This window comes from Candidatus Binatus sp., from assembly GCF_036567905.1.
In the GTDB taxonomy this organism is placed as follows: domain Bacteria; phylum Desulfobacterota; class Binatia; order Binatales; family Binataceae; genus Binatus.
Map to the genome: position 1 here is coordinate 1 of NZ_DATCTO010000007.1, position 9,526 is coordinate 9,526.

A 9,526-nucleotide genomic window follows, 5' to 3' on the forward strand; every position below is an offset into this window, starting at 1 on the left:
GGCCGGCACAGCCGCGTTGCCGCCGGCGCCAGCACGCGCGCCAGCGCCGTCTTTTCGCGTATCCGAGATGATCGCGCCGTCGCGAAACGTGACGACCCGGTCCGCATAGGCCGCCATCTCCGGATCGTGCGTCACCACGATCACCGTGAGGCCCTGTTCGCGATTGAGCTTGGTGAGCACCTCCATTATCTCGGCCGAGTTGGTCGAGTCGAGATTGCCGGTCGGCTCGTCGGCGAGCAGGATCGACGGGCGATTGACCAGCGCGCGCGCGATCGCCACGCGTTGCTGCTGCCCGCCCGAGAGTTGATTCGGATGGCTCTGCTCACGGCCCGCCAGCCCCACCAGTTTCACCAGGTCGGCGGCGCGACTCTCTCCGTCCGCGGTCCACGCCGAATAGAACAGCGGCAGCTCGATGTTCTCCAGCGCCGAGGTCCGCGACAGCAGGTTGAAGTTCTGAAAGACGAACCCGATTCGACGGCTGCGGATCGTCGCCAGCTCCGACTCGTTCAGTTGCGCGACGTCCTCGCCCTCCAGCAGGTAGCGGCCGCTGGTGGGACGGTCCAGGCATCCCAGCATGTTCATCAGCGTCGATTTGCCCGAGCCCGACGCACCCATCACCGCGACGAACTCGCCCCGCTCGATCTTCAGGTTGACGCCGCGCAGCGCGTTAACCTCGACCTCGCCAAGCACGTAGGTCTTGGTCATACCGACCAGTTCAATCACGCTTCTCATCGGATAACCGCGCGCCTAGTGGGGCATGTGCATCATCCCGGTTATTCCGCCGCCGCCGTGCGACGAAGATGAACCCGCGCTGTGAACTTCGTCCGTCACCACGCGATCGCCCGCGTGCAGGTCGCCCTCGGCGACTTCGACCCAGGTTCCGTCGCTGAGCCCGGTGGTGATCGTGACCGGTGTGACTTTGCCATCCGCGAGAACCCAGACTCGAGTCTGTTGGCCGGGCGCTCCGTCAAGCGCCGCGGAATTCGCCGGCGGTTCTCCGGGCGGCGCAAAGCGCAGCGCGTCAACCGGAACGCGCACCGCCTTGGCTTTTGACGCGGTCACGACGGTCACATTCGCCGTCATCCCGGGCTTCAGCAGCAGCTCGGGATTTTCCACGCTCACCACTACGTCGTAGGTCACCACGTTCTGAACCGTGATCGGCGCCTGCCGAACCTGGGCGACCACGCCCTCGAAATCGCGGTCGGGAAACGCGTCCACCCGAAACGTCGCCTTCTGCCCTTGGCGCACGTAGCCGATATCGGACTCGCTGACGTTGGAGTCCACCTGCATCTTGGTCAGGTCCTTCGCGATCAGAAACAGCGTCGGCGTCTGAAAGCTCGCCGCCACCGTCTGGCCCACGTCCACGTTGCGCGAGACCACCGTGCCGTCAACCGGCGACACGATATTGGTGTAATTCAGGTTGACCTCGGCCGCTTTCACGTTGGCCGTCTGCTGCTGGATATTGGCGTGATCGAGCTTGATCTGCGCGACATCCATCTGCCATGCGCTGTACGCCGAATCCAGCGCGTCCTTCGAGACCGCGTCGGCCTTGTACAGCTCCAGGTTGCGATTGTAGGTGACTTTCTTGTAGTCGAGGTCGGCTTGGTCCTTGCCCAGTTGCGCGATCGAGTTCGCCAGCGTCGCACGCGCAATATCGACCGTCACCTGGTAAGTGCTCGGGTCAATTTTCGCGATTAGCTGCCCCTTCGTCACCGGCGCATTGTAGTCTTTATAAATTGCGATGATCGGTCCCGACACGTAAGTGCCGAGCTGCACCGTGATGACCGGATTGACCGTTCCAGTCGCCGTGATCGAGCGCACGATCGGCCCTTCTGTGACCGCAGCGGTAACAATTCTTGTCCCGGACGAACTTCGGCCAAGGAAATACCAGACGCCTGTGACTACGATGATCGCGGCGATCGCAAGCATCCACGCGCTATTTTTGATGCTGGACAATTTCATGGCTAGTGCTCAATTATTATCCCGTTGTCCCCCGGTTTCCAATGAAAAACGAAAAACGGAAAACGAAAAGCGAAATACGGACCATCGCCTCTTAGACGTAACTCCGCCGCGGAAGTTTCCAGTAGGTTTGCCACCATGGCCGAACAGCAGCCGCCGCCCCTGGCGGGAATAAAAGTTGTCGATCTGACCAGGTATTTCGCCGGTCCGTTCTGCACCCAAATCCTCGGCGATTACGGCGCCGAGATTTTCAAGATCGAACCGGTCGAAAATCCGCGCGGCGAGCTGGGCGCCAGCCAGGGTCCCGACAACTACTTCTTTCTCTCCGCCAATCGATCCAAGAAAAGTTTAAGAGTCGCCATCAAAAAACCCCAAGGGCGCGAAATCCTGATGCGCCTGATCGACGCCGCCGACGTGGTCGTGGACAACTTCCGGCCCGGCGTCATGCAAGCGCTCGAACTGGACTACGAAACGCTCGCGATGCGCAATCCGCGCATCATCACCTGTTCCATCTCGGGCTTCGGCTCGACCGGGCCGCTGCGCGATTTCCCCGGCTTCGATCAGATCGCGCAGGGGATGTCGGGCCTGATGAGCGTGACCGGAACCGTCGAGAGCGGGCCGACCCGCGTCGGCATCGCCATCTGCGATCTGCTCGGCGGAATTTTTTCTGCGCAAGGCATCCTGCTCGCACTCGAGGCGCGCCACCGCGACGGCCGCGGCCAGCGCGTCGAGACTTCGCTGCTCGAATCCATCGTCAGCATCCTGACCTGGTCGGCGGGAATTTATTTTGAAACCGGCAAGACTCCCGCGCCCGCCGGCAACCATCATCCGCTGGTGTCGCCGTATGGCACGTTCGAGGCGTCGGATCGGCCGTTCAACATCGCCTGCGGCAACGAGACGATGTGGCAAAACCTGGTCGCCGCAATTGGACGGCCGGAACTCGCTGCCGACGATCGATTCAAGAGCAGCGGGCAGCGGCTGAAAAATCGCGCCGCGTTGACCCTGGAAATAAATCGCGCGCTCGCCCCGCATCCCGCCGAGCATTGGATCCAATTGTTCAATCAACAGGGCATCCCGTCGGGGCCGATTCTCACCATCGAGGAAATGTTCAAGCATCCGCAGACCGCCGCGCGCGCGATGCTGCTGCGGATGCCGCATCCCGAACTCGGCGAGTACCTGACCACCGGGCTGGCCGCCAAGCTCGAGGCAACGCCGGGCAGGATTACGCGCCCGCCGCTGGTCGGCGAGCACACCGACGAAGTCCTGGCCGCCCACGGCTACACGCCCGCCGATCTAAAACGCCTGCGCGCCTCCGGCACGATCGCCTAATCCCGCTCCCTCTGATCTACCTCTCCCGTGAAATAACGGGCGAGGTAATCTCAGACGGGGAACAACCTCCGCCCCCTTAACCCGTTCTAACAGGGACGAAGGCCCGCATCTTAACATCAGGTGCAGGGGTCACCCCTGCCCAGGGAGGTGCGGAACCCACGGCGGGTTTCGCTATAATTAAATTCCCTTCAAAAACTCGATCAGGATCTCGGTGATCTCTTTGGGACGTTCCTGCTGCACCCAATGACCGGCGCCGGGGATTATCACTTTCCTTTTTAGATTCGGAGTGAACGCACCCGCCATCCCGTACCCGCCAGGAATCATCTTGCCGACCACGTCATGCTCACCGGCGGCGAACACGGCGGGCTGGCGCAGCTTGGCGCCGTCGAGGAAGGGCGTCAGCTCCCAGTTGCGATCGATATTGCGATACCAGTTGACACCGCCGCGAAAGCCTGCCCGCTTGAACTCGCCGGCAAAAAAATTCAGGTCGGCTTCCGTCAGCCACGCCGGCAGCTTCTCCGGCACGACGCCCATCTCGATAAACTTTTTCGTCCTGGGAAACAGGAACGAGAACTCGCCCGTCCGCGGCACATCGCCCGACGCCGAGTAGAGGATCATCGCCATCGAGCGGCGCGGATCGGCGTCGAGTTCCTTCTCGACCTTGCCCGGCTCCTGAAAATAAAGCTGGTAGAAATTCTGGTCGCCGGCCATCGCCTTCATCGCGTCGGTCGGACGCATGGGAGTGCGCGGAAAATAAGGAACGCTGAGCAGTGCGATCGCGCGAAAGATGTCGGGGCGCAACAGCGCCGAGTTCCACGCCACCGGCGCGCCCCAATCATGGCCGGCGATCACCGCGGTCTCGACGCCGAGGCTGTTGACCAGCCCGACGATATCGCCGGCCAGGTTCAGAATGTTGTACGACTCGATCGGCTCGGGCGCGTCGGTCTGCCCGTAGCCGCGCTGATCGGGCGCGACGACGCGGAAGCCCGCCGCCGCGAGCGCGGGAATCTGATGGCGCCACGAGTACCACGATTCGGGCCATCCGTGGCACAGCACGATCAGCGGACCCGCGCCCTGCTCGACATAATGCATCCGGATGCCGTTGCTGCTGACGAATTTGTGCTGCAGTTCGGGCATCGAAACGCTTCCTGCCACGCGCGCGGACTACGAATGCTTGAGCTTTTTGATTTCCTCGGTCATCTCGGGCACCGCTTTGAACAGGTCGGCGACCAGGCCATAGTCGGCGACCGCGAAAATCGGCGCCTCTTCGTCCTTGTTGATCGCGCAGATCACCTTCGAGTCTTTCATCCCGGCCAGATGCTGTATCGCGCCTGAAATTCCGACTGCGATGTAAAGTTCGGGCGCAACCACCTTGCCCGTCTGTCCGACTTGCAGGTCGTTGGGCACGAAGCCCGCATCCACCGCCGCGCGCGACGCGCCCATCGCGGCGCCCAGCTCGTCGACCAGCGGCTCGAGCACGGTCTTGAAGTTTTCGCCCGCCTTGAGGCCGCGCCCACCCGAAACGATTATGCGCGCCTCGGTGAGTTGCGGGCGATCGCTCTTGGTCGCGTTGAACGAAACGAATTCCATCTTGAGAGCGCCTGCGTCGATTTCGGCATTTTGCTTTTCGACCGGCGCGGCGGCGCCGCCCGGCTTGGCGGCGTCGAATGCGGTGCCGCGCACCGTCAATACTTTGATCGGTCCGTCGATTTCGACCGTCGCCATCACGTTGCCCGCGTAGGTGGGGCGCACGAAGCTCTGGTCGTCGTTGATTGCGGTGATTTCCGACGCCATCCCGGCGCCGAGGCGGGCGGCCAGCCGCGGAAACAGGTCCTTGCCCATCGCGGTTGCCGTCGCGATTATAAATTCCGCGCCTTCCTTTTTCGCCAATACGGCAAGCGCCTGCGCGTGCGCGTCGGCGAGATAGTTCTTCAACGCGGGATGCGCCAGCGCGATCACCTTGGCGACGCCGTACTTGGCGATTTCGCCCGCGGCCGCCTCCGGCGCGTCGCCCGCCACGACCGCGATAGCTTTGCCGCCGCGCTTTTTCGCCAGCTCAAGCCCCGCATGAACGGCGGTCAGCGTGGCCTTGGGGAAATGTCCCCCCTGATGCTCCGCGAAAATCAGAACGTCACCCATGTCAATTCACTCCGGCGTCCGCGATCGTAAAAGTCGGGTTCAAATAACCTTTGCTTCGGTGTGAAGCATCGACACCAGCTCCTGCGCCGACGCGACCTTGCGCCCGCCCTGGCGCTTGGGCGGAGCGGCGAGCGTCTTTATCTTGAGCTTGGGCGCGAGATCGACGCCGAGGCTGTCGGCCGCAATCTCTTTGAGTTCTTTCTTGCGCGCCTTCATGATTCCAGGCAGCGAGGCGTAGCGCGGCTCGTTGAGGCGCAGATCGGCGGTGATGACGGCGGGGATTTTGAACGCGATTGTCTCCAGACCGCCGTCAACTTCGCGCACCACCGAGACCTTGTCGGCCGCAATCTCAACCTTGGATGCAAAGGTCGCCTGCGGCCATCCCAGCAGCTCGGCCACCATCTGCCCGACCTGGTTCGCGTCGTCGTCGATCGCCTGCTTGCCCATTATGATCAGCTCGGGCTTCTCGTCGCCGGCAATTTTCGCGATGAGTCTGGCGATTGCGAGCGAGTCGAGCGCGGCGTCGGTCTTGACCAGGATTGCGCGGTCGGCGCCCATCGCCAGCCCGGTGCGCAATTGCTCCTGCCAGGTGGACTGGCCCACCGAGACCAACACGACCTCGCCGGTCTGTTTCTCCTTGATGCGGAGCGCTTCTTCGATCGCGATTTCGCAAAACGGGTTGATGACCCATTTGACGTTGTCGGTGGCGATGCCGCTGCCGTCGGGGAGGACGCGGATGGTGGTGGCGGGATCGGGAACTCGCTTGATTGGTACTAGAATCTTCAAAGCCTAAACTCCACGCATTCGTTGATGCATCGGTTGAATCCGAAAACACACGAGGTCGCCCGGGAATACAGCCGAGGAACGTAAAAGTTTCTAACAGCGCCCCGCCCCCCAGTCAAACCACGCTAATGCCCGCCCCCGCCGCCTTGCCATTTGTCCCTTCATGGCGTTTCGTGGTGCATTGAGCAACCGATGAGCAAGAGACCGGGCATGCAAAGGGGCCGAAACACCATGAGTCAAGTCGTAATCAAACAACCCGGCACGGCGGACCAACTGAAGGTCCGCCGCGAGAAAGGCACGATCTGGAGCCACATCCGTAAGAAGTGGCTCGTCGAAACGCCGGAAGAAACGGTTCGGCAGGAATACCTCTGCACCCTCGTCAACGAATACGGGTTCAACCTCGACCAGATGGACGAGGAACGCGAAGTTACGGGTCGCGGTTCTGGTAACTCCCGCGCTGACTTCGTCATTTGGCGAACTGCGAAGGACAAATCGGATTCACGAACCCCTCTCATCATCGTCGAGTGCAAGTCAGACAACGTCACCATCAAGCCCGCCGATTACGGCCAAGGCGACAACTACTCTCGGCTAACGGGTGCCCGGTTCTTCGTGACGCACAATAGCCGTGAGACCAAGTTCTGGCGCGTGCTTCATAACCAGATGCCGAAGTCGCTGGAGGAAATCAGCAATGTTCCTCATGCCGACGCTAGCGACAGAGAGATCGAAGATCTCATCTCCAAGCTTAAAACGTTCAAAGAAGACGAATTCGCTAACCTTCTCCACCAGTGTCACAACGTCATTCGCAACCGCGAGAAGCTCGACCCTGCCGCCGCATTCGACGAAATCGCAAAGATCCTTTTCGTGAAAGTTGCCGTCGAGCGCGAGATGAGGCAACGACGTGAGCGAAACAATCTATTCACCGTCGAATTTCTTGATTCACAGCGATTGACGGATGACCCACTTGGCGAACTTTTTAAGAGAACCAAGAAGATTTACAAAGACGACGAAATTTTTGAGGATGACGAGGAAATCCGCCTCAGACCCGCGACAGGCCGGGAGATCGTAAAGCTCTTGGAGCGCTACAACCTTTCCGACACCAGCGAGGACATCAAAGGCATCGCCTTTGAGCGTTTCCTAGGCCGCACGTTTCGCGGCGAGATCGGGCAATTTTTCACCCCGCGCACCATCGTTGAATTCATGGTTCGCATGGTCGAGCCGAAGGAGGGCGACATCATTTGCGACCCAGCCAGCGGTTCCGGTGGCTTCCTCATTCGCTTCTTTGAAATTGTACGCGAGCAGATCCTAGCAGGCGCCGACAAACAGTATCAGTCGTTTAAGGCCGAGTTGGAACAGAAGAAGCTCTCCGAAGTCAAAAAAGCCGAAGCGCTTCGTGATAAGTTCGCGGAGATCCGCGCTACCCTCGCCCAGGACAAGCGCGACTCGCGTCTCTGGAAGCTCGCCAACCGCTGCATCTTTGGTACCGACGCCAACGACCGCATGGCCCGCACGAGCAAGATGAACATGATTATGCACGGCGACGGGCACGGTGGCGTTCATCACCACGACGGCTTCCTCAACGTGAACGGCATCTTTGAAGGCCGCTTCGACATCATTCTCACCAACCCACCGTTTGGCGCGAATGTTGAGCCTTCGGACGTAGTCCATGAATCCGACGCGCTTGTCAGCCGCGAAGCCGCCAAGCAGTACGAGAACGACTACGGCGACCTCTACACCAACGCGATTGCCCGTGTCCGTGCCGCCGTAAACAAGCCGATTGCTAGCCTGTTCGATTTGCCGAAGGGAGGGAAAAGCAAAATCAGGACGGAAATACTCTTCATCGAGCGTTGCCTCTCTCTGCTCAAACCCGGCGGTCGCCTCGGCATTGTTCTGCCGGAAGGTATCTTAAACAATCCATCCCTGGCTTACGTCCGCGAGTTCTGCGAAAACCGTGCGTTCATCCGAGCCGTTGTCAGCCTGCCGCAGGAAACATTCATTTCGTCCGGGGCAAGCGTGAAGGCGTCTTTGCTCTTTGTACAAAAGTTCACGATCAAGGAGCAAACTGACTTTGACGCCAAGCAGCACAAAGTCGGCGGGGAGATAGAGGCCAAGCACGCCGCCGATGTCGCAACGGAGATCACCCGGCTTGAAATGGCGATTGCGGCAGCCATAAAAGCGCAAGATGTCGAGAAACGAAAGGCCCTCCAAAAGGAACGGGCGGAATATCAGAAGCGCATGGCCGAAACTATCGTTACCGAGACTCGCGCCCTGCTCAAAGAGCGATTCCCATATAGCATATTTCTTTACGAGGCGGAGAAAGTCGGCATCACCGCCACAGGCGATACCGACCAGAACGAACTCTTCCCGAACGACCGCCAACCGCCGGGTCTCGGCAAGACTTGTCTAGAGCTATATCGGGAGTTTCGGAGCGATCCGCATGCGTTCTTTCTCGCGGAGGCCACGCAATGACACAGGCGAGCACGGGCACATGCCGGGCTTTTGCCGTCTGGTGGAAAGATTTTGACCGCTGGAGCGTGGCGTCACAGAGAGGTTCATCGTGGCAATGGCCTCCAGATGCCATCAAGACTCTCGCGTCAGCATTGGAGCGCAGATACGAGCCTGTAGACAAAAGGACCTTCGAACCAAAACCGGAACATTTTCTCAGTCTGCGGTTCAGCGGCGAAATTGAACCAAGGGATTTACGTGGGAAGGTGGACTTTAAGGGAGCGCTCTTTTTCGCCCATGCTGGAGACATAATCTACTCCAAAATAGACGTACGGAACGGTGCCATCGGCATCCTTCCTCCCCAAATCCCCGTAGCCACCGTTACCAGCGAATTTCCCGTTTATCGGATCAAGAAAAATGTCGCCCTTCCGGAATATATCCAACTTGTCTTCCGCACTGAACATTTCCGAAGGATCATCAATGGAATGGTAAGCGGTACTAGTGGACGGAAGCGGGTTGAGCCAAGCAGCTTGGAGGCTGTCGAAATCCCTATCCCGCCGCTCCCCGACCAGGAGGCCATTGTCGCGCGATGGCGCGAAGCGCAAAACTTGGTGGAGCAGGCGCAGTCCGATTTATTTGCCTCATCGCGTAGGTTGGATGCAGTTCTTCACAAGATCACGAATTTTAAACCGCTCGAAACTCCAATGCTCACCTTGCGATGGCCCAATGTCGAACAGTGGGATGTGAAGAGCGCGCGGGCCGCCGCGTTCCGACTGGCCAATCCGAGCTTTCTACCGCTTTCTGAGTACGCGGAGGAAGCCACGGAAACGGTGAAGCCGTGTGGCCTGCTCCCCAATTTCCCGCCAATCATAAG

At 59.9% G+C, this 9,526-nt stretch carries 8 protein-coding genes; 3 read left to right on the forward strand and 5 right to left on the reverse strand.

What is annotated here, in order from left to right:
- Both VIO10_RS00545 and VIO10_RS00550 read right to left on the reverse strand, forming a co-directional pair.
- A partial coding sequence (locus tag VIO10_RS00545; protein ID WP_331957922.1) for an ABC transporter ATP-binding protein occupies positions 1 to 732 on the reverse strand: 732 nt, incomplete at its 3' end.
- 15 nt (positions 733 to 747) lie between these two features.
- Complete coding sequence (locus VIO10_RS00550) at positions 748 to 1,962, reverse strand: efflux RND transporter periplasmic adaptor subunit (protein WP_331957924.1); 1,215 nt, start codon at positions 1,960 to 1,962, stop codon at positions 748 to 750.
- 135 nt (positions 1,963 to 2,097) lie between these two features.
- Here VIO10_RS00550 and VIO10_RS00555 point away from each other — a divergent pair, with 135 nt between their 5' ends.
- Positions 2,098 to 3,288: a CoA transferase gene (locus VIO10_RS00555; RefSeq protein ID WP_331957925.1), complete on the forward strand. Its 1,191-nt coding sequence runs from the start codon at positions 2,098 to 2,100 to the stop codon at positions 3,286 to 3,288.
- A 177-nt stretch (positions 3,289 to 3,465) separates the two neighbouring features.
- Here VIO10_RS00555 and VIO10_RS00560 read toward each other — a convergent pair whose 3' ends face one another.
- Genes VIO10_RS00560 through VIO10_RS00570 form a run of 3 tightly spaced genes read right to left on the reverse strand, consistent with a single transcriptional unit; the run spans position 3,466 to position 6,213 of the window.
- Entirely contained in the window at positions 3,466 to 4,425 is a 960-nt protein-coding gene (locus VIO10_RS00560) for an alpha/beta hydrolase (RefSeq protein ID WP_331957927.1), read from the reverse strand.
- A 27-nt stretch (positions 4,426 to 4,452) separates the two neighbouring features.
- Positions 4,453 to 5,427 (reverse strand): electron transfer flavoprotein subunit alpha/FixB family protein, encoded by a 975-nt coding sequence (locus VIO10_RS00565; protein WP_331957929.1) that lies wholly within the window; start codon positions 5,425 to 5,427, stop codon positions 4,453 to 4,455.
- Positions 5,428 to 5,466: 39 nt separating this feature from the next.
- Positions 5,467 to 6,213 (reverse strand): electron transfer flavoprotein subunit beta/FixA family protein, encoded by a 747-nt coding sequence (locus tag VIO10_RS00570; RefSeq protein WP_331957931.1) that lies wholly within the window; start codon positions 6,211 to 6,213, stop codon positions 5,467 to 5,469.
- 228 nt (positions 6,214 to 6,441) lie between these two features.
- On the opposite strand from VIO10_RS00570, the gene VIO10_RS00575 reads away from it, so the two are divergent.
- Positions 6,442 to 8,676 carry an N-6 DNA methylase gene (locus VIO10_RS00575; protein ID WP_331957933.1) on the forward strand — a complete coding sequence of 745 codons (2,235 nt, stop codon included), beginning with the start codon at positions 6,442 to 6,444 and terminating at the stop codon, positions 8,674 to 8,676.
- Positions 8,673 to 9,526, forward strand: an 854-nt coding sequence (locus VIO10_RS00580; RefSeq protein ID WP_331957935.1) for a hypothetical protein, incomplete at its 3' end; no start/stop codon positions are given. The genes VIO10_RS00575 and VIO10_RS00580, both read left to right, overlap by 4 nt.